We start from the raw sequence: 25,411 nt of genomic DNA on the forward strand, positions 1-25,411 counted from the left end.
CGCCGGCGCGGGCGGGACCGCCGCGTGCCGACTCCACTCGTCGACACTAGCCCGCCCGCACCGGCGGCCGTCACCGGGCCTGCGCTGCGCCGCGCACGCCCGCCGGCTCGAAGTTGTCCGTCACCGGGTCCAGCAGATAGACCTGTGCGTTTCCCACGTCGAGGTACATGCCGGTCAGAGTGAGCTCACCGCGTTCGACGGCCGACCGCACCAGCGGCGACTCGCGCAGGTGGTCGAGCTGCTGGAGCACGCTGTGCAGGGCCAGCGCATCGCCCGCGTGCGCCGGTTCGGCGCCGTCGAGCCGTGCCGGCGTGGCCGTGCGGCTGCGCTCCAAACCGGGCTCGCCGTGCCCGAGCCAGCCCGCCAGCCCGGTCAGCTCCTCCGGAATCCCGTCGAGCAGCGCACGCATCGCACCGCACGAGGAGTGTCCACACACCACGATCTCGCTGACGCCGAGCACGCCGACGGCGAACTCGACCGACGACCAGACGGCGGCACCGTCGCCGGAGTGCCGCTCATAGGGCGGGACGAGGTTGCCGACGTTGCGGACGGTGAACATGTCGCCGGGACCGCTGGTGGTGATCACGTTCGGCACGATGCGCGCGTCCGCGCACGTGATGAACAGGGTGTGGGGCTGCTGCCCCGCGGCCAGCCTGCTCATCGTCTCGCGCACCAGCGGCGCGGTGCGGGTCTGGAACTCGGAGGTCCCGCGGCGCAGCGGGGTGGCGTGGGACGGTGCCGGGTCCGGGGTGTCGCACTGCGGAGCTGGGCGCTGGTCCGGGATCCGCACCGGGGCGTCGGCCTCCACTGTGGCCCCGTCCCTGGCCATCCACTCGGACCACGGGGCCAACCAGCGCGGCACGGCGGCACCGGCACGGTCCTTGCGCACGATCGGGCTGCCGCCCTTGCCACGCGCGAACCACGGGTGGCCGACCTCGTCGACGATCACGCGGCCGCCCGACCGTTCGTGGGCCTCCTGCCAGGTGTGCAGGCAGTCGAACGCGGCGTGGTCGAGGTAGTCGACGACGAGCTCCAACGTGACCGTACTGCGCTCCGGGAGTCCATTGAGGATTGCCGAGAGCCGCGGCACCGACAGGAACGTCAGCGCCCCTTCGATGACGATGCGCCGCGTGTCGCCCTCGCCCTCGGAGTGCACCGCCGACCACATCGTGCGGTGGAGCATGAGCAGCACCGAGAGCCCGATGCCGATGAGCACGCCCGAGAGCAGGTCGATCAGCACCACGCCGGCCACGGTCACGACGTACAGCGACAGGTCGCCGTGGCGGAGAACCTCGCGGATGTGCGCGGTGTTGACGAGCTTCGCGCCGACGTGCACCAGCAGCCCCGCGAGCGCCGCCAGCGGGATGCTCTCGATCACCGTCGCCAGCAGTGCGGTGAACAGCAGCACCCACACGCCGTGCAGGATCGCCGACGCGCGCGTGCGGGCACCCGTGGCCACGTTGGTGGAACTGCGGACGATCACACCGGTGATCGGCAGGCCGCCGAGCGCACCCGAGGTCATGTTGCCGAGGCCCTGGCCGATGAGCTCGCGGTCGAAGTTGCCGCGCTTGCCGGTGTGCATCTTGTCGACGGCAACGGCCGACAACAGCGACTCGATGCTCGCGATGAGCGCGATCGTCAGGACGGCGACGGCGAAATCGGCCCAGCCACCGCCGGGCAGCTGCGGGGCGAACTGGATGTCGAGCACGCTGCTGGGCAGGTCCACGCGTTCGGCGGACGCGCCCGTCACGACGGCGAGCACGGTCACGAGCACGATCGCGGCGAGCGGGGCGGGCACCTTCCGCACCGCCGTGGGCAGCTTGCCCCACACGAGCAGGATGCCGAGGGTCAGCAGGCCGAGGAAGGTCGCGGGCCCGTGCAGGTCGAGCAGTTGTCCGGGCAGCTGCAGGATGTTGTCGATCGCGGAGCTGTTCGAGTCACCACCGAGGATGACGTGCAATTGGCCCAGCACGATCGTGATGCCGATGCCGGCAAGCATGCCGTGCACGATCGCGGGCGAGATGGCGAGCGCGGCCCTTGCCACCCTGCTCAGTCCGAACAGGACCTGCAACAGACCGGCCGCCACCGTGATGGCGCACGTGACGGCCCAGCCGAACTGGTTGATCGTCTCCGCCATGACCACGGTCAGCCCCGCGGCCGGGCCGCTGACCTGCAGCGGCGATCCGCCTGCCGCTCCGGCCACGATGCCGCCGACCACGGCGGCGATCAGTCCGGCGACGATCGGTGCGCCGGACGCCAACGCGATGCCCAGTGACAACGGCACGGCGACGAGAAACACCACGAGCGAGGCCGGCAGGTCGTGGCGGAGCACCACTTTCCACCACGGCACGGCATCGGCCTCCTGCTGGTCGCTCTCCTGACCGGTATTCAGCGTCATCAAAAACGGCCTCCTCGAGGTCGGGTGAATCCCCGCGTTTCATCCGCAGGGGTAATGGCGCTCGGTCGACGGCGACCACGGACGCGTCGTCACGGACGGGACCGGGTCGTCACCGGCCCGCCGCGGCGTCCGCGCGCGTTACGAGTACCAACACCAAGTACCAGAGGAATGCGCGTAATGCCGTTCCCCGAAAGAAATCCTCATCGGATGCTCACACGCGTGTCACTCCACAGAGGACAACCGATCGCGAAGATCAACATCGCCCGACGGGGCGTCACTCACCCGAAAAACGGAACTTCGGACCGAAAAGGTCACCGATCGGAGTCGAATTCCCGGGACCACAATGAACACAACCGGTTCGAGTGAATTTCGGCGCCCCACGGCGCGGGAAACGTGATGTTCACCCGGAAACGCCGGGAGGGTCTCAGTTCTTGAGATTCCGATCCGGTCCGAAGGGGCGGCCGTCGAGCAGTCCCGCGAGCCGCCCGGCGAGCACGTCCCAGCGCCAGTGCTCACTTACCCAGCGACGGCCCGCCTCGCCCATGCCGCGTGCCCGCACCGGATCCGCGAGCAGTGAGGCCACCGTGTCGACGAGCTGATCGCGGCGCCTGCCGTCGACGACGTGCCCGGTCACCTCGTCCAGCACCGTTTCCGGGGCGCCCCCGGAGTTCCCGGCGACCACGGGTAGCCCCGTAGCCGACGCCTCCAGGTAGACGATTCCCAGTCCTTCGACGTCCAGCCCCTTGCCGCGGGTGCGGGCGGGCATGGCGAACACGTCGCCCGCGGCGTAGTGAGCGGGCAGCTCCTCGGCGGGCACCGATCCGGTGAGCACGACGTCGCCGGCCACCCCCGTATGCTCGGCCAGGGTGGCCAGCTGGCCGCGATACGGCCCGCCGCCGACGATGAGCAGGGCCGCGCCCGGCACCCGCTCGCGGATCTCGGGCAGCGCGCGGATGAGCATGTCCTGCCCCTTGCGCGGAACGAGCCGGGACACACAGACCACGGTCGGGCGATCGCCCAGCCCGTACCGGATACGCAGCTCCTCGCGGGCTGCGGCGTCGGGACGGAAGGTCTCCGGGTCGACACCCGACGGCAGGTGCTCCAGACCGGCGAGCCTGCCGAATGCGGAGGCGAAGCGCTTGCGCGTGTAGTCGCTGACGTAGGTGATGACGTCGGTGGTGTCACCGATCCGGCGCAGCGCCTGCCGCGCGGCCGGAAGCATGGACCAGCCCACCTCGTGACCGTGGGTCGAGGCGACGATGCGCTGTGCGCCCGCGGACCGCAACGGAGCTCCGAGCAGCGAGAGGGGCGCGGCCGCGCCGAACCACACGGTGTCGCAGTCACGCGAGACCACGAGTTCCTTGGCGCGGCGCAACACATCGGGAGTGGGCAGCATCAGCGCCGTGGGATGACGGACGACCTCGTACGGCTGCCGTGCGTCGAACGCGCTCGACGAGCCGGACGCACGCTCCCACGACGGCGCGTACACGACGAGGTCGTCGGAAGGCAGGCGCGAGGTGAAGGCCTGCAGATAGGACTGGATACCACCGGGCCGGGGCGGGAAGTCGTTGGTCACCAGGAGCGTGCGGCGCATGGTGACCACGCTATCCCGCCCCGGCCCGGGCGGTCCGTGGGTGTGCGGGGGTCAGGCGACCCGCACGGCCCCGCTGTAGTCGTCCTGCAGCGGGCCGACCTTGACCGGCTCACCCTCCGTCGGAGCGTGGACCATCTGGTCGTCGCCGATGTAGATGCCCACGTGGTGGGCGGGGGAACCGGCGAACACGAGGTCGCCGGGCGCCAGCTGGTCGCGGGACACCGGGGTGCCCGCACCGGCCTGCTGGTCGGACGCCGTCCGCGGAATCGAGATGCCCGCCGCGTCGTACGCGTACGAGGTCAGACCGGAGCAGTCGAACGAGTCCGGGCCGGTGGCGCCCCAGCTGTACGGCTTGCCGATCTGAGCCATGGCGGTGTCCACGGCCGTCTGGGCCTCGGCGCCGGGCGCCGTGACCGGGCCGACGTCCGGGCCGGTGTCCTGCAGCTGCTCCTGATCGGAATCGCTGAGCAGGCCGGATGCCTCGCGCACCTCGGCGATCTTCTCGTCGAGGGCTTCCTTGCGCGCGGCCATGTCGCCTTCCAGCTTGGCCGCGGCGTTCTTGGCCTTCGCCGCCTGGTTGCGCGCCTGCTGTGCCTTCTGCTCTGCCGTCGCGGCGCTGTTGACGGCACCACGGAGCTTGCTCAGCGCCTTGTTGCGATCGGTCGCCAGCACGTCCAGCGCCGACGAACGCTCCAGGAAGTCCTGCGCGGAGTCGCCGGTCAGCAGTGCCGACATCTTGTTCATCTGCGAACCACTGGCGAACGACGCGCCGGCGAACCGGTCGACGTCCTTGCGGTAACGCTCCTCGTTGGCCGACGCACGCTGCTTGGCCTGCTTCGCGTTGCGCAGGCGCTGCTTGGCGTCGCCGAGCTCGCCCTGTTTCTTCTCGAGGTCCGACTGCGCCTGCAGGTGGGCCTCGTTCAGCTTCTCCGCCTTTTCCGAGAGCTCGTAGTACTGCTCGAGCGCATCGGACTGCGACTGCTGCTGCGAAACCGGGGGAGTTTGGAGGGCGGGGTTGGGGGAAGCGGTCGCCGGTGACTGGAAGGTGACAACCGCGACGACGGCGGATGCCGCCAGCGCGCTCGAGATCACGCGCTTCACGGGCTGCGACTGCACGTCGCTCATGTCTCCTCTACTGTCCGGCCGCCTACCGGTCGATCGGTCCGGGTGAGGTCGGGGGCCCTCACTACGGCCCGGGCCACGAGGGCGCACGGCACCCGGATGCGAAATCCGAGACTGAACGCCTCCGCGTGCGGCTCCGTCACGCTACTGTGCGTGAGGTCCGGCGCAGCTCCCCGACAAAAGCTGCTCTCGGCGGCGATCCCGCGTCGCCGAACGTGTGGGACGGCTGCCTGACGCGAAATCTCGGCCAGGTTACGAAACACCATCGGCCACGTCCAGCAACCCCGGCACGTAAATCGTTCACCGCACAGTGCGACACGTTCGGACCAGCGGTTCAGCGGTAGCTGTGACTGGTCTTACACAGTGCATCCGAAGTGGTCGGGACCGTTCACCTGATTGGTTGGACCGCTCACCGCACGACGAACGACGCACCTCGATTCGGCAGGCGGGGTGCCACGCGCCTCGGCCACGCGGGGCGCGCATCCCGTGCGTAGCCGCAGCCGGCGGTCCCGGCCCGTCCACGGTCCGACGTGCGTGGGTGGTCGAGCCGTGCGGCGTTCGCCCCACACGGGCCCGGATGCGGGACGCGGACGCAGATGGTCAGCCCGCGCGCCGGTCGTCGCCGGTCCGCTCGCCCGGTTCGACCGGTTCCACGGGCACGAGGCGCAGGTGCGGAACCATGCCGCCGTCGGCGAGCGCGTCAACGGCGCGGCGTTCCGTCTCGTCCCACCGGAGCTCAGGAGGCGGGCCGAGCAACACGCTCACGACACAGTCGCGGCACGCGTCACCCCGCACGCGGCACCGGTCACAGTCGATGATCAGCTCGTCGTCGGCCGCCGGCTGCTCGGTCGCCGGCCCCTGTACCTCGAAGCCCTGTACCTCGAAGCCCTGTACCTCGACGTCCTGTACCTCGACATCCCGGGCGTTCGAGGAATCCGCGGGTTCACGGTCCCGGTGGCCGGGCCGCTCGTTCCACTCTCGTTGCATGCCGCGCACGGTAGAACCCGCCACCGACAGGAACGGACTCCGAGACTGCCCACCCCGGGCGGACGTCGCGCCACGACCGGGCGACTGCCGTCGCCGCTCAGGTGCGGCCGAGTCGGGCGAGCAACACGTCCGACGGCACCGCATGCGCCCCGCTGCGCCGGACGGCCGTGACGATCTCCTGATCGGAGGTCGCGACGATCACGGGCCTGCCGTGCGGTTCGGCGGCCACGAGGTCCCGGATGACGTCGTCGGCCAGCACTCCCGGGTCGGAGAACAACACCCGCACGCCGCGCGGATTCGCGGCGGGCACGGAGGTGACACCCGCGCCGTCGAACACGACCGTGACCTCTGCCCCCACCCTGGCCTGCAGCGCGCCGAGCTGGCCGACCAGCCGGGAACGCTGCTCGACCAGCGGCAGGTCCGGATAACCGGTCTTGGTGACGTTGTACCCGTCCACGACGAGGTGGACCGCGGGCAACCGGAGCAACTTGCCGAGCGCGTCGGCGTCGGCGACCCGCTCGGCTGCCGACGCCGGCCCCACGACGCCGCCCACGGTGTCGGCGGGAGCCGCACCCGTGCCCGTCTCCCCGAGCGCGAGTTCCCTCCGGAGCCCGTCCGCGGCGCCGCCGAGCGTGTCCAGCAACAGTCGCAACCGCACCTCGTCGGCGGCGCGGGCCTCATGGGCGGACCGGCGGGCCGCTTCGGCGTCGGCGACGGCCCGTTCGGCCCGGATGCGCTCGGCGTCGGCGCGTTCCCGTTCCCGCACCAGTTCGTCGGCCAGTCGTTGCGCTTCTCCGCCGCGGGTTCCGGTCGCCTGCTCCGCGTCCCTGCGGGCCTGTTCGGCGGCGTCGCGGGCCTCCCGCAGTTCCTGACCCTGTCTGCGCAGCCGCCCGCGAAGCTTGTCGAGCTGGTCGGTGCGTTCGGACCGCGCCCGCTCGACGTCGGCGCGCGCGCTTTCCAGTTCCTCCCGTGCCTCGGCCAGCTCCGTCTCGAGTTTGCGCACCCGCGCGAGCGCGGCGTCGCGTTCGGACCGCAGCGACGCGTCCTCGGTGCGCTGCGCGACGTCGCGGACCCGCGTCGCGGCATCCGGCTGGCCGAGCAACAGCGCCGCCGCGGCGGCGCCCACCGGATCGGTGTCGAACCCGGCTGCCGGGTCGAGCGCGTCCGGCCGGTGCGTCCGTGTCCATTCGACGACCGCCGTGCGGAACCGCGCCGACTCCCGCAGCCCGGTCAGCAGTGCCGACGCACCCGAGCTGGCTCGTTTCGCCGGTGCGAACCGGGCAACCGGCCTCAGCTGCCGCGGGACGTCGGCAGCCGGGAGAGTGCCCAGCGCTTCCGCCGCGAGTTCGGCGAGGCGGTCCCGCACCGGCTCCGGTAGCGAACGCCAGTCGACGACCTCGTCCTGTTCCGCATCGGCGGCCGCGTCCGAAGCGCCGGCGCCCGCCTGCCGCACCGCATCACCGGGCTTCCCGTCCGGCACCGGGCCGGAAACGGCGCCGACTGCGGAACCGGCCTCCTGCTGCGGGCCGGACCGGTCCCCGGACGGGTCCGGGCGGTGCGACGACGGGTCCATCCGTCCAGCTTAGGTTCCGCGACCTCCCGGCTCCCGACCCCGGCGACGTCCGTCGTCAGCCGATGTCGAGTTCCGCCACGACCGGAAGGTGGTCGGACGCCTCCGGCTCCTCGTCGAGCACCCGCGCGGCCACCGGTGTCACGTCGTCGCCCGCATACACGTAGTCGATGCGCTTCTCCGGTTCCTCCGAGGGCAGGGTCGGCCCGTCGCCCTCACCCACGGCGGGCCAGACGTCGGTCAGCGCGCGGTCGATCGGGGCGAGCTCGGGAGCGCCCGGCTCGGCGTTGAGATCGCCGACGAGCACCGCGCGCCGGGTGTCGCCGATGATGTCGGCGACCTGCCGTCCCTGCGCTGCCCTGTCCGACTGGGACGACGCCGCCAGATGCGTGTCGTAGACGTGGACCCGCTCGCCGCGGATGTTCAGCTCGGCGTGCAGCAGGCCCCGCTGTTCCTGGTCGGGCGAACGGTGCAGGTACGTGTTCGACGAGTCCACGATCGGATACCGGGACAGGATGGCCGTCCCGTACTGCACCCGCCGCTCGCCGGGCGCGGATGGCGGGTCGTCGATGTTGGCTCCGAACACGACGTGGTAACCGAGCTTGCGGGCGAGTTCCCGTGCCTGGTCGGCCCACGCGCTGCGATCCGAGTAGTGGCGGTCGACCTCCTGCAAGCCCGCCACGTCGGCGCCGCTGCGGTCGATCACGCGGGCGATGCGGTCGAGGTCGAGCGCACCGTCGGTGCCTTCGGCATGGTGGATGTTGAACGACAGGACCGTGAGCGCCCGTTGGTCCGCCGACGCGGGCGTGACCGCTCCGGCCGCCATCCCGGCCGCCATCAGTGCCGCCGCCAACCACCGCAGTGTCCGCATCCGCACGCCTCCGCACTCGTCCGTTCCCGCCACCGTCTCCGGCGATCCTGGTCGAACGACGCGGCCACGCGATGAGCCCCGGGTGAACGCACGCGGAAGATCCCTCCCCGATGTCCGCCTGGTATCGCACGCGGACGCCTCCCCGGCTACCCGGCCCCGGCCACCGCAATGCCGGCCGCCCGAAGACGACCAGCCAGCGCGCCTTCCGTCACAGCGGCTCCGCGCACGTCCCGCCGACCACCAGACCGCCTCGTCAGCTTCCGTCTCACCACGGCACCGCCTCACCACGGCACCGCCGGCACTGCGCTGTCGGTCACAGGCCGCGGGCCGTGCACCTGCCGAGGTCGGGGATTGTCGGGGCCCGCCTCTACAGTCCGCGCCCATGCAGCTGGCTTTCGACGAACTGGGCACCCCGCTGCGCGATGTCACCTTCGTGGTCGTCGACCTGGAGACCGCAGGCGGCGCTCCTGGCCCGGACGGCATCACCGAGATCGGCGCCGTGAAAGTCCGCGGGGGCGAGATCCTCGGTGAGTTCGGCACACTCGTGGATCCGCGCACCTCGATTCCGCCGCAGATCGTCGAACTCACCGGCATCACCACGGCGATGGTCCAGTCCGCACCGCCGATCGACCAGGTGCTGCCCGCCTTCCTGGAGTTCGCCGCCGGGGCCGTCCTCGTGGCCCACAACGCCGGGTTCGACATGCGCTTCCTGCGCGCCGCCTGCGAAGGCCACGGCTACACGTGGCCGAAACCGGCCGTCGTGTGCACGCTCACGCTCTCCCGCCGCGTGCTGTCGCAGGCCGACACCCGTTCGCACCGGCTGGCGGCGCTCGCGCGGCTCTTCGGCGCCAGCAGCACGCCGACCCACCGCGCGCTCGACGACGCCCGCGCCACCGTCGACGTGCTGCACGGGCTGTTGGAGCGCGTCGGCCCGGTCGGGGTGCAGTCGCTGGAGGAACTGCTCGACTTCCTCCCCGACGTCACGCCCGCCCAGCGGCGCAAACGGTCCCTCGCGGCGCACCTGCCGGAAACGCCCGGGGTGTATATGTTCCGCGGGCCGAACGACGAGGTGCTCTACGTCGGCACCGCCCGCAACCTGCGGCGGCGTGTCCGGCAGTACTTCACCGGCTCCGAGTCACGCGGCCGCATGCGCGAAATGGTGGCGCTGGCCGAGCGCGTCGACGGCATCGAATGCGCCCACGCACTCGAAGCCCAGGTGCGGGAACTGCGGCTGCTCGCCGCCCACCGGCCCGCCTACAACCGGCGTTCGAAGAACCCGCACACCCAGTGGTGGGTCGTGCTCACCGACGAGCCGTTTCCACGGCTGTCGGTCGTACGGTCCGAACGCGACGGAGCGCTCGGGCCGTTCGGCTCCCAGGCACGGGCGAAAACGGCGGCCGACACCCTGGCCGGTGCCACCGGCCTGCGCACCTGCACGCAGCGCATCCCCGCCCGCGACCCGCGGGGGACGCCGTGTGTGCTGGCCGAACTCGGCCGGTGCGGAGCACCGTGTGCGGGCAGGCAGAGCGTCGACGAGTACGCCCCCGCCCCGCGGCAGATCGCCGAGCTGGTCGCCGGTACCGGGGACGCTCCCCTGCACGCCGCGCGCGCCCACATCGACACGCTTGCCGGCGACGGTCACTTCGAGCAGGCCGCCCGCAGGCGCGACGAGCTGGTCACGCTGCTGCGCGGTGTCGGGACCGCGCACCGGCTCACCGCGCTCGCCGCGATCGAGGAGCTCGTCGCCGCGGCGCCCGACGGCGCCGGCGGGTGGGAGCTGGCCGTCATCCGGCACGGCAGGCTCGCCTCGGCCGGCGTGGCCAGGCGCGGCACACCGCCCATGCCCGTCGTCGACGCACTCGTCGCCTCCGCCGAGACTGTCCTGCCGTCGTCCGGGCCGCTGCGCGGGGCGCCCGCCGAGGAGACCGGCCTACTGCTGCGCTGGCTCACCACGCCCGGCCGGAGGCTGGTGCGTACCTCCCGGCCGTGGTCGGAACCCGTCCACGGCGCGGGTGGCTGGGCGCCGTGGCTCGAGAAGGTCGCCACGGCGGCGACGCTCGAGAACGTGGGCTGACCCGCGACTACGATCGCCCCATGACAGTCCGTTCCCCCAGGAGGCCAGTGTGATCACCGCGATCGTCCTCATCAGCGCAGCAGCCGACCGGATTCCCGAAACGGCACAAGAGATCGCGGACATCGACGGCGTGTCCCAGGTCTACTCGTGTGCGGGCGACGTCGACCTGATCGCCATCGTGCGTGTGGCCTCGCACGAAGACCTGGCCGCGCTCATCCCCGCCAAGATCAGCAAGGTCGACGGCGTCGTCAACACCGACACCCACATTGCCTTCCGCTCGTACTCCAGTGCGGACACGGGCACGGCGTTCGAGCTGGGCATCGAATCCGCCTGAGCCGCCACGGCCGTACACACGCAGGGAGCCCCCGGTCCTGGTAGACCGGGGGCTCCCTGCGTACTGCCGTGGCTACTCGCGCGACGTCGAGCCTGCGGGTGTCTCGGGCTCGCCCGATTCCCCCGACTCCAGCTCGCGGGCGCGCTGCTGCCGTTCGTGCTCGGCGTGCGCGGCCTCGAGTGCCGCCGTCTCGTCCGCCGGGTCCGGCGACCACCAGCCACCGGGCACCGGTGAACCGGCCGTGCCGAGCTTGTTCATCTTCTTCGGCACCGGGGCGCCCTGGTACTCGAGCGGCACCGCGTGACCGTGGTCGTCGACCGGGCCGAGCGGCTGGTGCAGCTCGATGAACTCACCGTGCGGCAGGCGCTTGATGATGCCGGTCTCCAGACCGTGTTCCAGCACCTCCCTGTCCGACCGTTGCAGGCCGACACAGATCCGATAGGTGATCCAGTACGCCAGCGGTGGCAACAACAGGATGCCTATGCGGCCCATCCACGTCGTCGCGTTGAGCGAGATGTCGAACGCGAACGCGAAGATGTCGTTGAAGCCGGACACCTCCAGCACCATGAAGAACGTCAGCGCCATCACGCCGAGGCTCGTCCGTACCGGTGCGTCCCGCGGCCGTTGCAACAGGTTGTGATGTGCGGTGTCCTTCGACAGTTTCCGTTCGATGAACGGATACGCGATGAACACCGTGAACAGGATGCCCATGCCGATCGCGCCCGCGAAGAACACCGGAGGCACCGTGTAGTTGCCGAGATACAGCTCCCACGCAGGCCAGATACGGAGAATGCCGTCGGCCCAGGCCATGTACCAGTCGGGCTGGGACCCCGCGGACACCTGTGACGGGTTGTACGGCCCGATGTGCCAGACCGCGTTGATCTGGAACAGACCCGACATCAGCGCGATGAAACCGGTGACCACCGCGAAGAACGCACCCGCCTTGACGGCGAACACCGGGACGATCCGGACGCCGACGACGTTGGTCTCCTTGCGCTTCTTGCCGGGGAACTGCGTGTGCTTCTGGTACCACACGAGCGCCAGGTGCACGGCGACCAGCGCGAGCATGATGCCCGGGATGAGCAGGATGTGCAGCGTGTACATCCGCGGCACGATCACCGTGCCCGGGAACTCGCCACCGAACAGCGCCCAGTGCAGCCACGTGCCGGCCACCGGCACCGACAGCACGATGCCGGACAGCGTCGCGCGGATACCCGTACCGGACAGCAGGTCGTCCGGCAGCGAGTAGCCGAAGAAGCCTTCGAACGCACCCAGGATCAGCAGCAGCGCACCGATGATCCAGTTGGCCTCGCGAGGACGGCGGAACGCGCCGGTGAAGAACACGCGGAGCATGTGCACGACCATCGCCGCGACGAAGATCAACGCGGCCCAGTGGTGCACCTGGCGCACGAACAGTCCGCCCCTGACCTCGAACGAGATCTCGAGCGTGCTCGCCATCGCGCGGGACATCTCGATGCCCTGCAGGTTCTCGTACGGCCCTTCGTAGACCACCTCGGCCATCGACGGGTCGAAGAACAGCGTCAGGTAGACGCCCGAGAGGATGACGATGATGAAGCTGTAGAGCGCGATCTCCCCGAGCAGGAACGACCAGTGCGTCGGGAAGACCTTGTTCATCTGGTGCCGCAGGCCCTTGGACAGCATGTACCGCTGGTCGGCGTTGTTCGCCGCCTCGGAGGCGTGCTGCGCGAGAGCGCTGGAGCCCTTGGTCGGTGTCGTCAGTGAGCTCATGACTTGCGCTCCCAGAAACCGGGTCCGATCGGCTCGATGAAGTCGTGCCGGGCGATCAGGTAACCGTCGGTGTGCACCGTGATCGGCAGCTGAGCCAGCGCACGCGTCGCCGGGCCGAAGACCGGCTTGGCGTAGTTCAGCGCATCGAACTGCGACTGGTGACACGGGCACAGGATGCGGTTGGTCTGCTGCTCGTACAGCGACGTCGGGCAACCGACGTGGCTGCAGATCTTGGTGAAGGCGTAGAAGTCGCCGTAGTTGAAGTCCTCCTGGCCCTTGCGCTTCACCGCGTTGGCGGCGTCCTCGGGACGCAGGCGGATCAACATGACCGGATTGTCGGACCGGCGGACGGCGTGCAGCAGCGCCTCGTGGTCACCGCGCTCGGACTCGCGGAACGGGAAGACCGTCTCCATGCCACCCGCGTCGAGCTCCTCGGGACGGACGAGCGAGACCTCGTTCGCGTCGCCGGTGTGGCGGCGCAGATAGACGACCTCGTCCGGGTGCTCCTTCTGCCAGCCCGTGTGGACCAGGCCGTCCTTGTTGTCGGCGTTGGCGTGCGGGTCCTTGATGAACGACGCCACCGGCAGCGCGACCACACCGAGGCCCAGCGCACCGACACCGAGACCGGCCGTGCGCTTGATCATCGACCGTCGGCCGATGGTCGATGCGTCACCGGCGTCGGCCAGGTGCGCGACGATGGTCTTCCGGTCGACCTCGGGCGACCCCTCGCCCATGTTGTCGCTGCGCTGCTGGATCGCGGTCTCGTTCGGGATGAACTTCTTCGCGTACAGCAGCGCACCGAACGCGATGGCCAGCACCGAGATGCCCATCGTGATGCCCAGCACCGGGGTGTACAGGCTGTACCAGAAGTGCCCGGACTCGTTGCCGCGCGGCTCGTACTGCCACGGCCACCAGATGAGCGCCACGACGAACGCCAGGCCGGCGAGCGCGGCGACCAGGAACCACAGCGCCACCGCGCGCTCGGCCCGCTTCTCGGCCTTGGTCCCCTTGACCGGCCACGGGTCCGGGTAATCGACGATCTCGACACCGTCCAGCTGGCCACCCAGCTTGACGAGGTCGTCCCGGCTCATCGCCGCGAGTTCCTCGTCCGAAGGACGGGGTCCTGGCTCGTTGCCACTCATGCCTATGCCCTCGATCCAATCCACAGGGTAGCGCCGATCAGGGCGCCGATCCCCACGACCCACGCGATGACACCTTCGGAAGCCGGCCCGAGGCCGCCCAGCGAGTTACCACCCGGCTGGTTGTTGCCGTCGCTGACCGATTTCACGTAGGCGACGATGTCCTGCTTCTCCTCGGGCGTGAGCTGCCGATCCGAGAACTTCGGCATGTTCTGCGGACCGCTCTGCATCGCGGTGTAAATCTCTTCTTCGCTCGCGGGCGCGAGCTCGGGCGCGTACTTACCGGACGAGAGCGCACCGCCCTGACCGGTGAAGTTGTGGCACGACGCGCAGTTGAGCCGGAACAGCTCACCGCCGCGTGCCGGGTTCTCGCCCTGAAGCTGCTCGCCGTGCCCCTCGGGGCTCTGCGGTCCCCCACCGTGCGCCTGAATGTAGGCACCGAGCGCGTCGATCTCGGCAGGCGTGTACTTCGCGGGCTTCCGCGCGGCCTGTGCCTCCTGCCGGACCATCGGCATCCGGCCGCTGGAGACCTGGAAGTACACCGAGGCCTCGCCGACGCCGACGAGGCTCGGGCCCTTGTCCTCGACGCCCTGCAGGTTCGACCCGTGGCACGAGATGCAGGTGTTGTTGTAGATCTGCTCGCCCTTGCGCAGCTGGGCCGAATCCGTCTGCGCCTCGGCGGTCTGCGGCTCCGGCGCGAACACGGCGTACATGCCGCCCGCACCGATCAGCGCCATCGCGAGCGCGGCGAATCCGGCGACCCGCCTGCGGAACTTCGAGCGGCGGCCCGCTCGCCGGTCGCCCGCCGCTGCGGGCTTCTTCGTGGAGGTCATCTTCTGCGGCAACCCTTGCTGTCAGTTCGGCCGTACTGGGGAGAACGGATCACAGTGGTCAATGCGTCAGGGGACGATGTAGATCACCGCGAACAGGCCGATCCACACGATGTCGACGAAGTGCCAGTAGTACGACACGACGATGGCCGAGGTGGCCTGCGCCGGTGTGAACTTGCTCAACTTCGTCCGGATGAGCAGGTAGACGAACGCGATCAGACCGCCGATGACGTGCAGGCCGTGGAAGCCCGTGGTCATGTAGAAGACCGTGCCGTAGGCGCCCGAGGGGATCGTCACACCCTCGCTGATCAGCGTGAGGTACTCGCCGGCCTGCCCGAGCACGAAGATCGTGCCCATGATCAGCGTGATCAGGTACCAGCGGCGCAGGCCGAAGACGTCACCGCGTTCGGCGGCGAACACGCCGAACTGACAGGTGAACGAAGACGCCACCAGGATGATCGTGAACGGCAGCGCGTACGCGATATCGAGGTGGATCAGCTCTCCGGTGGCTTCGTTCACCGGAGGCCAATGCCCCGTCTCGTTCTGCGCCTTGACCGTGAAGAACATCGCGAACAGCCCAGCGAAGAACATGAGCTCGCTGGCCAGCCAAACAATGGTGCCGACGCTGACCATGTTCGGCCGGTTCAGCGAGTGCACTCGCTGGCTGATGTTGGGAGCTGCCGTTGTCACGAGTCGCATTATGTCTGTTCGCCTCGCGGCCGTGCAGCCCGGGTCCTACGGAGAGTCGTGGAAACCTCGAGATCGCCTGGTGATCGCCTGGGTCGAGCGAGCTCGGGACGGTTAACATCGACGCGCGGCGGCAACGAGGCCGCCCGAACGCCTGACATGGAGGACGGCAGATGACCGATCACCCCCAGCGGATCCTCGTGTTCAGCCACCGCCCCGAGGTCCGTGACACGATCATGGGCGCCGTGGGGCGCAGGCCCGCTACCGACCTGCCCACGGTGACCTACGTCGAGGCGTCCGGGGTCGCCGACGTACTGGCCGAGATGGACGCCGGCTCCGTCGACCTCGCTATTCTCGACGGCGAGGCCCAGCCGACGGGCGGCATCGGACTGTGCAGGCAGCTCAAACACGAGATCACCGCCTGCCCGCCGATCGCCGTGGCCGTGCGGCGCGCCGACGATCGATGGCTCGCGACCTGGTCACAGGCGGACGCCGTCATGGTGCACCCGCTGGATCCCCTCGCCGCCGCCGAAACGATCGCCGAGGTGCTGCGCAGGCAGCGCCTCACCGCCATACAGGGTTGATCTCACACATGCCTGACGCACCGACCTGGCCCTCGATTCTGGGCAGGCTCATCGACCGTGCCGACCTCTCCGAGGAGGAGACGGCGTGGGCGATGGACCAGATCATGACCGACGCCGCGACCCCGTCCCAGATCGGCGGGTTCGCCGTCGGCCTCAGGGCCAAGGGTGAGACTCCCGCGGAGATCTCCGGTATGGCGTCGGCCATGCTGGCGCACGCGCGCACGCTCGACATCGACTACACGGCCGTCGACATCGTCGGCACCGGCGGCGACCGCGCGGGGTCGGTGAACATCTCGACGATGTCGTCGCTGGTCGTGGCCGCCACGGGCGCTCCGGTCGTCAAGCACGGCAGCCGGGCGGCCTCGTCGAAGTCGGGTGCGGCGGATGTGCTGGAGACCATGGGTGTGGCGATCACCATGTCGCCGGAGGACGTGCTGCGGTGCGTCTCCGAGGTCGGCATCGGGTTCTGCTTCGCGCCCGCGTTCCACCCCGCACTCAAGTACGCGGGTGCGACACGGCGTGAGCTGGGCGTGCCGACCACGTTCAACATGCTCGGCCCGCTCAGCAACCCGGCGCAGCCGTCGGCGAGCCTCATCGGCTGTGCCTACCGGGACAAGACGCGGGTGCTCGCCGAGGTGTACGCCCACCGCGGGCACGACGTGCTGCTGGTCCGTGGTGACGACGGTCTCGATGAGATCACCACCACGACCACGACGACGGCGTGGATCATCACCGGCGGCACGATCCGCGAGACGACGATCGATCCGCAGGCTCTGGGGATCCCTCTCGCCACCGAGGCGGACCTGAAGGGCGGGACCCCGGAGATCAACGCCCGGGCCGTCCACGAGCTCGTCAGCGGCAAAACGGGGCCGGTGCGGGACGCCGTGCTGCTGAACGCCGCGGGCGCGCTCACGGCCTACCACGGTTTCTCCGGCGATCTCGCGGCCGATCTGAGAGCGCACCTGGAGCGTGCCGCCGAGGCCCTCGACTCCGGTGCGACCGCGGACCTGCTGCAGCGGTGGATCGCCTTCTCGGCGACGACCGCGGGCTGACGCCCGATTGGCCCGCCGAACACACGCGAAGGCCCTGCCACCCCGGTGATGCCGGGAGGGCAGGGCCTTCGCGATGGTGGCTCAGGGGCCTCTGTGACGGGACCTGCGACGGCCCGCCGTGGCCTTGACGTCGGTCGTGGCCGGGGACCTCGGTGGTCTCAGTGGTGACTGGGCCCCGAGTGGTACTCGAACACCAGCCCGCCGATCGTGATCAGCAGGCCGATGATCGCGAAGATCAGCAGCCAGATCTGCATGAACGCGAGTGAGATGCCGGCCAGGGCCGCGAAGGCAGCGAGGCCGGCCGGCCAGTAGCTGCCGGCGCTGAAGAAGCCGAGCTCGCCCGCGCCGTCGCTGACCTCGGCCTCCTCGTTGTCCTCCGGCCGATCCGGGATGCGGCGGCCGACGAACCGGATGTAGCTGCCGACCAGGAGCGTGAGGCCGCCGGTCAGAATCAGCGCGACGGTGCCGATCGGCTCGACCCCGTCCTCGGTCATGACGCCCGTCATCACCCCGTAGACGACCGCCACGAAGAACGCGAAGACCATGACGATGTCGAACAGCCTGGCTTCGTTCTTCATGTGCCCTGTGTCCTTACTGGTAGCTCAGCGTTCGTGATCAGCGTACTGAGAATGGATCCGATACTTCGATATCCGCCCGCGCGGACCGACGCGGATCGGCCCGCGCCCGGTCCGCCGGCGGGAGGCGATCAGCCCGAGGCCGTCCGCAGCGTGCGGTCGGTGGCGAACGGTGTCGTCGTGGTCGCGTTCGGGCTGCACAGCTGCTCGTCACAGCCCTCGTCCTGCAGCGCCTCCAGCGCCTCGGCGGCCGTGTTGGGCTGGCCGGTCCGGGTGTTGGTCTGGGCCCGCAGCTCGATGTACCGGTCGTAGAGATCCGGCGACAGCGCCCGCACCTCGAAGTTCATCATCGCGTGGTACGTGCCGCACAGCTCGGCGCAGCGGCCCACGAACGCGCCTTCACTGTCGATCGTGTTCTGGAACGTGTTGTCCTGGTTGTTCTTCTTCGGGAACGGCATGACGTCCCGCTTGAAGTTGAACTCCGGAACCCAGAACGAGTGGATGACGTCGGTCGACCGCAGGTTGTACTGGATCGTCCGGTCGGTCGGGAGCACCAGCAGCGGGATCTCCGAGGAACTGCCGACCGTGGAGATCGTCTGGCCGTCCTCGGTCTGCTGCTCGTCCGGGTAGCCGAACTCCCAGTTCCACTGGAACGCCGTGACGTCCACCGTCACGTCGGGCTGGTCCTCCTCGGCCAGCACCTGACTCTCGGTGGTGGCGGTGAAGAAGAACAGCACACACACCATGATCACGGGCACGACGACGCAGAACAGCTCGAGCGGCACGTTGTACTGGAACTGCCGCGGGAGCGCTTCCTGCCCGCCTGCCGCCTCGGCCGCCGAAGGCTTCTTCCTGTGGAAGATCATCGACCAGAACATCAGGCCCCAGACGATGACGCCGACGACGAGCGCGGCGATGACGGACCAGGTCCAGAAGGTCCGCATGCTGTCGGCCTCGGGGGTGACACCTTCCGGCCACCCGAACCGCAGGACCTCCTCGCCGGAACATCCCGTCGCCAGGACGGCGACAAGCCCGGCGAGCATGGTCACCTTGGCGACCTTGCCCCGGCGTGTGTTCCGGGTGCGTTCTGGAACGCCCACTGCGCGATGCCTCCTCGCCCGATCACTACGTGACGTAGGGGGACTTTAGCCGAGGTGAACCGGATCGGCGCCCAAGGGGTATCCGTGCCCCCGCCGCCGTTACCGCGGACACACTGCGGGCATACTGGCGACTCCAGCGCCGCATCGGTTCACGGCCGGGTCACGGCCGGTGCGCGATCGGCCCCGGCACCAACGCCCGCGGGCCGCGTGACGAGCCGATTCGGCGAGCCCGCGACGAGCAAAAAGGTGTGTGAAGAGGCGTGTGCGGCCTGCTTGGACTGGTGTGTCCCAGTGAGAACGACGCGGCGACAGCACGTCCCGCCGTGGGCGAGGCGCTGCGCTGCCAACGGCATCGCGGCCCGGACGAGACCGACACCTGGGCCGACGGCGAGATCGTGTTCGGTTTCAACCGCCTCGCGATCATCGACGTCGACCACTCGCACCAGCCGTTGACCTGGGGTCCGCCGGAGAATCCGACGCGCTACACCATCAACTTCAACGGTGAGATCTACAACTATCTCGAGCTGCGCAGCGAACTCGCCGAACAGCACGGTGCGACCTTCGACACAGAAGGCGACACCGAGGCGATCGTCGCCGCCTATCACCACCTCGGCCCTGCCGCCGTCGGCCGACTGCGCGGCATGTTCGCGTTCCTGATCTGGGACTCCGAGGCGAAGGTCGTCTTCGGGGCGCGCGATCCGTTCGGCATCAAGCCGTTGTTCGTCTCGACCGGCCCGAACGGTGTGGCCTTCGCCAGCGAGAAGAAGAGCCTGCTCGCGCTGACCGGCACGCTCGGCCTGGCCGACGAACTCGACCCGGTGGCACTGCAGCACTACCTCGTCCTCCAGTACGTGCCCGAGCCCGAGTCGCTGCACCGGAACGTGCGGCGCATCGAGTCCGGCACGTCGTTCACCGTCTCGCCCGGCGGTGAACTGCGCACCGACCGCTACTTCTCCCCCGAGTTCCGCACCAAGCCGGTCTCCGGTCCCGCCCAGACGGCGGCGCTGCACGAGGAGATCGCCGAGGTGATGCGCGACTCGGTGGCCAAGCACATGCGCGCCGACGTGACGGTCGGCTCGTTCCTGTCGGGCGGCATCGATTCGACCGCGATCGCCGCACTGGCCAAGGAACACAACCCGAACCTGATCACCTTCACCACCGGGTTCGAGCGCGAGGGTTACTCGGAGGTCGACGTCGCGGCCGAGTCCGCGGCCGCGATCGGCGTCAAGCACGTCGTCCGCACCGTCTCCGCCCAGGAGATGATGGAGACGCTGCCGCTGATCGTCTGGTACCTCGACGACCCGGTCGCCGACCCTGCGCTCGTGCCGCTGTGGTTCATCGCCCGCGAGGCGCGCAAACACGTGAAGGTCGTGCTCTCCGGCGAGGGCTCCGACGAGCTGTTCGGCGGTTACACGATCTACCGCGAACCGCTGTCGCTGGCGCCGTTCGCGAAGGTGCCCGGTGCGCTGCGGCGGCTCGCCGGAAAGGTGTCGAAGGCCATTCCCGAGGGCACGCGCGGCAAGGACCTGTTGCGGCGCGGATCGCTGCCGCTCGAGGAGCGCTACTACGGCAACGCCCGGCTGTTCCGCGACGACCAGCTGCGCGAGGTCCTGCCGAACTTCGCCGAGGGCGTCGGCCACCAGGACGTCACCGGCCGCTGGTACGACCTGTCCCGCGGCTGGGACCCGGTGTCGCGGATGCAGCACATCGACCTGTTCACGTGGCTGCGCGGCGACATCCTCGTCAAGGCGGACAAGGTGACGATGGCCAACTCGCTCGAACTGCGCGTGCCGTTCCTCGACTCCGAGGTGTTCCGCGTCTCGTCGGGCATTCCCCTCGACCAGAAGATCACCAAGGAGACGACGAAGTTCGCGCTCCGCAGGGCGCTCGACGGCATCGTTCCCTCGCACGTGCTGAACCGCCGCAAGCTCGGCTTCCCCGTGCCGATCCGCCACTGGCTGCGAAACGACATGTACGACTGGGCCCGCGGCATCATCGCCGACTCGCAGACCGGCCACCTGCTCGACAAGGCGGCGGTCCGCGCCCTGCTCGACGAGCACCGTGCGGGCACGCTCGACCACAGTCGCCGGCTCTGGGCCCTGCTGGTGTTCATGATCTGGCACGGCGTCTTCATGGAGAACCGCATCAAGGTCGACGTCCCGGAACCCCAGTACCCCGTGTACCTCTGACGTCCTCCGCCGCCCGCCGCCCGGTGGTGCCCGCACGGCGGGCGCCACCGGGCGGCGGCGGTGTGGAGACCTCTCGACGGGACGCCGTGGCGGGGGTCCGGGCGGCGCGTCCGGGCGAGGTGGCGAGGCCTGCGTCGGTCCCGCCGCGGCGGGACCACACCGGGTGCCGGGTCGATGCTCCGCGGGCGTTCCACCGCGCCGGGCCACCCGCTGTCACGGCCGGTTGTCGACAGGGCGCCGCCGCGGGCCCGCGGTTACAGTGCGGCCATGACGCAGCCACCGCCCGGGTGGTACCCGGACCAGACCGACGCCCGCTACATGCGCTGGTGGGACGGCTACCGGTGGACGCCCTACACGCAGCCGGTCCCGCAACAACCGGTCCCGCCCCAGCCGCCACCGCGTTCGGTGCCGCCACCGCAGCACGCGGCCCAGCCGTATTCGCCCCACCAGCAGTCACCGCAGCAGCCCACTCCCCCACCGCAGGCCCCGCAGGGCGCACCGCAGCCGCCGTACCCGCAGCAGAATCCGGCAGGACCTCAGCAGCCAGGAGGACCGCAGCAGCCGTCTCACGGCCCCGCCCCGGTCGCGCAGCCGGACCAGGCAGGCCCCGCGCCGCAACCCGGCGCACCGCAATCCAACACACTGCAGCCGGGCGCACCACAGCCCGGCGCACCACAGCCCGGCGCGCAGGCGCAGCCGGGCGCGGGTCCCGTGTACACCGCCCCGGCCCTGCACATCGTGCAGGACAAGCGCCTGTTCGTCGGCATGTTCGTCCAGGCGAGCTATGCGGTGACCGACCCGTCCGGAGCCCTGCTCGGCGCCGTCGTCCAGGTGAGCCCGGACGCGTCGAAACAGGCCCGTACCTACAGCGACGACGGTGGTGGCGCTGGCCTGTCCCAGCATTTCGAACTGTTCGACGCCTCCGGCACGCCGTACTTCCACATCGCCAGGGCGCTGCGTGCCCAGTCGGCGGCCAAGCCTCGCTTCGACGTCACCCTGCCGAACGGTGCACCCCTGGGCCACGTGGAGTCCGAGAAGCTCGTCGGCCGGATCACGATGGGCCTGTACGCCGGCGGCATGCGTATCGGTCAGTTGAAGGTGGGCGGGATACGGAACAACGTCCTCAACCTGACCGACGCGGGCGGGCAGCAGGTCGTCGAGTGTGAACGCAAACCGCCGATGTTCTCCAGGGAGGACGCCTACAACCTGACGCGACCCGCTCCGCTCGCCGAACCGCTGGGCACGATGATCCTGGCGGGCATCATTGCGGTGGACAACGCGTTCTTCTCGAAGACGCAGGCGTCTCTGTTCTGACACCGCCGGCCGCGTCGCTGTCCCTCCCCGGGTGTGTCCCTGCCACCGGGCACGTCGCCGCCTCGGTACGTCGCCGCGCTGGTATGTCGCCGCGCTGGTATGTCGCTGCCACCGGAGGCCGCATCGGCGACGGAGTCCGGTCTAGCGGCCGGAATCGCGACGGCGCGTAACCCTGCCGAGCGACTACCGGGCGGTACGAGCCCACTACCGATGGGTAAGCCTGTTGCCCGGCGGCAGGGCTGCCTAGGTTCGGGCGCAATGAACAGCGCCGACCGTGAATCCGTCCCCCGTACCTCCGCCTTCCGTACCGCGCCGGGCTCGCCCGAGCCGGAATCCCTCGACGACCTCATCGCCGACTGCCGCGACATTCCCCGCCCGCACGTGCCCGGACAGCGCCCGTACCCGTCCGCTCGGCCGTGGAATGTGGACGAGGCATGTCACGCTCAGGTCTCAGGACTGGACGCGTACGTCTGACACCAGGCACGCTCTGCGGAGCCGCGGTCAACGGCGATCGCGGCCCCACTCCCCGTCCCCGGGACCGGTCGGCGACGCTCGGCCGGGCCGACGACAGCGAAAACGGGCGCCGGTCACGAAGACCGACGCCCGTTTTCGCAGTTCACAGTCCCCGCCACGGCGGGGCGGGACTCAGTGGAACGAGTCGCCACAGGCGCAGGAACCGCCCGCGTTCGGGTTGTCGATGGTGAAGCCCTGCTTCTCGATCGTGTCGACGAAGTCGATCTGGGCACCCTCGACGTACGGAGCGCTCATCCGGTCCACCGCGACGCGCAGTCCGTTGAAGTCGCGGTACAGATCGCCGTCGAGCTCACGCTCGTCGAAGAAGAGCTGGTAGCGCAGGCCCGCACAGCCGCCCGGCTGCACCGCGATACGCAGGTGCATGTCGTCGCGGCCCTCCTGGTCGAGCAGCGCCTTGGCCTTGCCGGCGGCGGTCTCGGTCAGGATGACGCCGTGGGTGGCCTCCTCGGCGGCGTTGTTGCCGGTCTGCTCAGCGGTCGTCATGGCACTCCCTCAAGTCGCTGTCCGGGGCTCGATCTCCGCACGGCAGTCGCCTCACGGAGCGGACATTCCCCATGCTCACTCCAGTGTTCCACCGGAGGCAACAATGAGGACGGCCGTCTTGTTCCCCAGTCGCCATGGTGGCACATCCGGCGACCGCCTGAACAACGGCAGTGAGCACTGCAATACCCTGGCAGCGTGAGGTTCCTGCGCCGCAACAATGCCCGGAAGTCCGAATCCGATGCCGCCGAGACCGCGGTCGACGTCGACGAGTCCGGCGAATCCGACGTGCCCAAGGGCTACACCCCGGGCAAGGGCAGGCCGACACCGAAGCGTGTCGAGGCCGAGGGCAAGCGCCGCGGCCCGGTCGCACCGCCGCCGACCACCACGCGCGAGGCGATCCGCCGGAACCGGGAGCTGAAGAAGCAGAATCCGGTTACCAAGGAGGACAAGGAAGCGCGCCGCGCCGCCGCCCGGGAACGCCGGGAGAAGATGATGGCCGGCGACGAGCGCTACCTGCTGCCCCGCGACCGTGGCCCGGTGAAGGCGTACGTGCGCGACCTGATCGACGCGCGGCGCAACATCCTGGGTCTGTTCATGCCGCTGGCCGTACTGGTGTTCCTGTCGCTGCTGGTGCCGATCGTGGCGATCCAGCAGTACGCCACGCTGTTCACGACGATCTTCCTGCTGGGCATGCTGGTCGAGGGCTTCATCAACGGCAGGCGGGTGGCCAAGGCCGCACGGGAGCGCTTCCCGAACGAGACGATCCGCGGTGCCTCACTCGGCTGGTACGCGTTCGTGCGCGCGAGCCAGCTGCGGCGGCTGCGGGTGCCGAAGCCGCGGCTCAAGGCGGGCGACCCGATCCCGTAACGACGTGAGCCTGCCACGGCGCGCAGCCGTGTGACGACCTCCACGGCGCGATGCGGGACCACAGTGGCGCGGTGCCGGACCACAGTGCGCGAGACGTCTCGATCGCCACACCGCCGGGTCGTTAGCCACGCGAACTACGGGGATGAGACCGCCCGTCTCCCTCCGCCACCCAACCGGAGGCGCTTCGCGCCACTGCATAAGCTCCAGGCATGGAGTTTCGACGTCTCGGCCGCAGCGGCCTCAATGTCAGTGAGATCTCGTACGGCAACTGGCTCACCCACGGTTCCCAGGTGGAGGAGGACCAGGCGCACGCCTGCATCAAGGCGGCACTGGACGCCGGCATCACGACCTTCGACACCGCCGACGTCTACGCGAACACGGCCGCCGAGTCCGTGCTCGGGCGCGGCCTGCAGGGGCAGCGCCGCGAGAGCCTGGAGATCTTCACCAAGGTCTTCTGGCCGACCGGCCCGAAGGGCCCGAACGACAAGGGCCTGGGCCGCAAGCACATCATGGAGTCGGCGCACGCCTCGCTGAAGCGTCTCGACACCGACTACGTGGACCTGTACCAGGCACACCGGTTCGACCACACGACGCCGCTCGAAGAGACGATGCAGGCCTTCGCCGACCTGGTCCGGCAGGGCAAGGTGCTCTACGTGGGCGTCTCGGAGTGGACCGCCGAGCAGATCACCCGCGGTGCCGAACTGGCCCGCGAGCTGAGGATCCCGTTCGTGTCGAACCAGCCGCAGTACAACATGCTGTGGCGCGTCATCGAGGACCAGGTCGTGCCCGCCTCCGAGCGGGAGGGCATGAGCCAGATCGTGTGGTCGCCGATCGCGCAGGGCGTGCTCACCGGCAAGTACAAGCCGGGTCAGCCCCTCCCCGCCGGCTCGCGCGCGACCGACGAGAAGGGCGGTGCGAACACCGTCCAGAAGTTCCTGCGTGACGAGGTGCTCGAGCGGGTCGAGAAGCTCACCCCGCTGGCGCAGCAGGCCGACCTGTCGCTGGCTCAGCTGGCGGTGGCGTGGGTGCTGCAGAACCCGGGCGTCGCGTCGGCGATCATCGGCGCGTCCCGCCCGGAGCAGGTGCACGAGAACGTCAAGGCCGTCGGCGTGACGCTGGACGACGACCTGATGACGGCCATCGACGACGCGCTCGGCGACGTCGTGGTCACCGACCCGCGCGAGACGAAGAGCCCCGAATCGCTCTGAATCCCCGGGCGCTGTGAATCCCGGGCGCTGTGAATCCCGGGCGCTGTGAATCCTGGGCGCTCCGAGTCCCACGGGCGGCTGAGCCCCGCTGCTGAGGCCCCACGTGCTCTGAGGCCTCGAACCACCGCGCCCTCGGCCCCACTGAGCCCG

General features: G+C 69.8%; 22 protein-coding genes. 9 read left to right on the forward strand and 13 right to left on the reverse strand.

The genetic code is table 11. The annotated features are described in order from the left end of the window. Positions 1 to 70 precede the first annotated feature (70 nt). The 6 genes from LY40_RS06435 to LY40_RS06460 form a co-directional block, all read right to left on the reverse strand. On the reverse strand, positions 71 to 2,398 hold the full coding sequence (locus LY40_RS06435) for a SulP family inorganic anion transporter (RefSeq protein ID WP_258936215.1): 2,328 nt from the start codon (positions 2,396 to 2,398) through the stop codon (positions 71 to 73). Between the two features lie 424 nt (positions 2,399 to 2,822). Continuing rightward, complete coding sequence (locus LY40_RS06440) at positions 2,823 to 3,992, reverse strand: glycosyltransferase family 4 protein (RefSeq protein WP_258936216.1); 1,170 nt, start codon at positions 3,990 to 3,992, stop codon at positions 2,823 to 2,825. 51 nt (positions 3,993 to 4,043) lie between these two features. Beyond that, entirely contained in the window at positions 4,044 to 5,108 is a 1,065-nt protein-coding gene (locus LY40_RS06445) for an NlpC/P60 family protein (protein ID WP_258936280.1), read from the reverse strand. A gap of 606 nt (positions 5,109 to 5,714) precedes the next feature. Beyond that, positions 5,715 to 5,936 carry a hypothetical protein gene (locus LY40_RS06450; protein ID WP_183784741.1) on the reverse strand — a complete coding sequence of 74 codons (222 nt, stop codon included), beginning with the start codon at positions 5,934 to 5,936 and terminating at the stop codon, positions 5,715 to 5,717. A 262-nt stretch (positions 5,937 to 6,198) separates the two neighbouring features. Continuing rightward, the gene (locus LY40_RS06455) at positions 6,199 to 7,674 is read right to left on the reverse strand and encodes an NYN domain-containing protein (RefSeq protein WP_183778104.1); all 1,476 of its coding nucleotides are present in this window, start codon (positions 7,672 to 7,674) and stop codon (positions 6,199 to 6,201) included. A gap of 55 nt (positions 7,675 to 7,729) precedes the next feature. Then, on the reverse strand, positions 7,730 to 8,542 hold the full coding sequence (locus LY40_RS06460) for an endonuclease/exonuclease/phosphatase family protein (RefSeq protein ID WP_258936217.1): 813 nt from the start codon (positions 8,540 to 8,542) through the stop codon (positions 7,730 to 7,732). A gap of 382 nt (positions 8,543 to 8,924) precedes the next feature. Between LY40_RS06460 and LY40_RS06465 the strand changes: the two genes are divergently transcribed. Then, entirely contained in the window at positions 8,925 to 10,616 is a 1,692-nt protein-coding gene (locus LY40_RS06465; RefSeq protein WP_258936218.1) for a DEDD exonuclease domain-containing protein, read from the forward strand. Between the two features lie 49 nt (positions 10,617 to 10,665). Further along, the gene (locus LY40_RS06470) at positions 10,666 to 10,950 is read left to right on the forward strand and encodes an Lrp/AsnC family transcriptional regulator (protein ID WP_183778109.1); all 285 of its coding nucleotides are present in this window, start codon (positions 10,666 to 10,668) and stop codon (positions 10,948 to 10,950) included. Between the two features lie 72 nt (positions 10,951 to 11,022). Here LY40_RS06470 and qcrB read toward each other — a convergent pair whose 3' ends face one another. The 4 genes from qcrB to ctaE all read right to left on the reverse strand — a co-directional run bounded on the left by qcrB (position 11,023) and on the right by ctaE (position 15,367). After that, complete coding sequence (gene qcrB / locus LY40_RS06475) at positions 11,023 to 12,699, reverse strand: cytochrome bc1 complex cytochrome b subunit (protein WP_183778111.1); 1,677 nt, start codon at positions 12,697 to 12,699, stop codon at positions 11,023 to 11,025. Then, positions 12,696 to 13,841: a cytochrome bc1 complex Rieske iron-sulfur subunit gene (gene qcrA / locus LY40_RS06480; RefSeq protein ID WP_183778113.1), complete on the reverse strand. Its 1,146-nt coding sequence runs from the start codon at positions 13,839 to 13,841 to the stop codon at positions 12,696 to 12,698. The genes qcrB and qcrA overlap by 4 nt, the downstream gene beginning before the upstream one ends. A 2-nt stretch (positions 13,842 to 13,843) precedes the next feature. Then, positions 13,844 to 14,671, reverse strand: coding sequence for a cytochrome bc1 complex diheme cytochrome c subunit (gene qcrC, locus LY40_RS06485; RefSeq protein ID WP_183778115.1), 828 nt, complete (start codon positions 14,669 to 14,671; stop codon positions 13,844 to 13,846). Between the two features lie 66 nt (positions 14,672 to 14,737). Continuing rightward, positions 14,738 to 15,367 (reverse strand): aa3-type cytochrome oxidase subunit III, encoded by a 630-nt coding sequence (ctaE, locus tag LY40_RS06490; RefSeq protein WP_183778117.1) that lies wholly within the window; start codon positions 15,365 to 15,367, stop codon positions 14,738 to 14,740. 161 nt (positions 15,368 to 15,528) lie between these two features. Between ctaE and LY40_RS06495 the strand changes: the two genes are divergently transcribed. Continuing rightward, on the forward strand, positions 15,529 to 15,939 hold the full coding sequence (locus tag LY40_RS06495) for a response regulator (RefSeq protein WP_258936219.1): 411 nt from the start codon (positions 15,529 to 15,531) through the stop codon (positions 15,937 to 15,939). 8 nt (positions 15,940 to 15,947) lie between these two features. After that, the gene (gene trpD / locus LY40_RS06500) at positions 15,948 to 16,991 is read left to right on the forward strand and encodes an anthranilate phosphoribosyltransferase (RefSeq protein WP_258936220.1); all 1,044 of its coding nucleotides are present in this window, start codon (positions 15,948 to 15,950) and stop codon (positions 16,989 to 16,991) included. A gap of 158 nt (positions 16,992 to 17,149) precedes the next feature. Here trpD and LY40_RS06505 read toward each other — a convergent pair whose 3' ends face one another. Beyond that, on the reverse strand, positions 17,150 to 17,569 hold the full coding sequence (locus tag LY40_RS06505) for a cytochrome c oxidase subunit 4 (protein ID WP_183778123.1): 420 nt from the start codon (positions 17,567 to 17,569) through the stop codon (positions 17,150 to 17,152). Positions 17,570 to 17,697: 128 nt separating this feature from the next. After that, positions 17,698 to 18,666, reverse strand: a complete 969-nt coding sequence (ctaC, locus tag LY40_RS06510) for an aa3-type cytochrome oxidase subunit II (RefSeq protein ID WP_258936221.1) — start codon at positions 18,664 to 18,666, stop codon at positions 17,698 to 17,700. A gap of 260 nt (positions 18,667 to 18,926) precedes the next feature. Between ctaC and asnB the strand changes: the two genes are divergently transcribed. The 3 genes from asnB to LY40_RS06525 all read left to right on the forward strand — a co-directional run bounded on the left by asnB (position 18,927) and on the right by LY40_RS06525 (position 22,643). Further along, entirely contained in the window at positions 18,927 to 20,855 is a 1,929-nt protein-coding gene (gene asnB / locus LY40_RS06515; RefSeq protein ID WP_258936222.1) for an asparagine synthase (glutamine-hydrolyzing), read from the forward strand. A gap of 267 nt (positions 20,856 to 21,122) precedes the next feature. Then, entirely contained in the window at positions 21,123 to 22,169 is a 1,047-nt protein-coding gene (locus tag LY40_RS06520; RefSeq protein ID WP_258936223.1) for a DUF2510 domain-containing protein, read from the forward strand. Positions 22,170 to 22,427: 258 nt separating this feature from the next. Beyond that, positions 22,428 to 22,643, forward strand: a complete 216-nt coding sequence (locus tag LY40_RS06525) for a hypothetical protein (protein ID WP_258936282.1) — start codon at positions 22,428 to 22,430, stop codon at positions 22,641 to 22,643. A gap of 171 nt (positions 22,644 to 22,814) precedes the next feature. Here the strand turns inward: LY40_RS06525 and LY40_RS06530 are convergent, their stop codons facing one another. Continuing rightward, positions 22,815 to 23,186 carry a HesB/IscA family protein gene (locus LY40_RS06530; protein WP_183778131.1) on the reverse strand — a complete coding sequence of 124 codons (372 nt, stop codon included), beginning with the start codon at positions 23,184 to 23,186 and terminating at the stop codon, positions 22,815 to 22,817. 195 nt (positions 23,187 to 23,381) lie between these two features. Here LY40_RS06530 and LY40_RS06535 point away from each other — a divergent pair, with 195 nt between their 5' ends. Next, positions 23,382 to 24,053, forward strand: coding sequence for a DUF3043 domain-containing protein (locus LY40_RS06535; protein ID WP_183778133.1), 672 nt, complete (start codon positions 23,382 to 23,384; stop codon positions 24,051 to 24,053). 209 nt (positions 24,054 to 24,262) lie between these two features. Further along, positions 24,263 to 25,261: an aldo/keto reductase family protein gene (locus LY40_RS06540; protein WP_183778135.1), complete on the forward strand. Its 999-nt coding sequence runs from the start codon at positions 24,263 to 24,265 to the stop codon at positions 25,259 to 25,261. Positions 25,262 to 25,411 lie beyond the last annotated feature (150 nt).

Source organism: Prauserella salsuginis, assembly GCF_024648885.1.
In the GTDB taxonomy this organism is placed as follows: domain Bacteria; phylum Actinomycetota; class Actinomycetes; order Mycobacteriales; family Pseudonocardiaceae; genus Prauserella; species Prauserella salsuginis.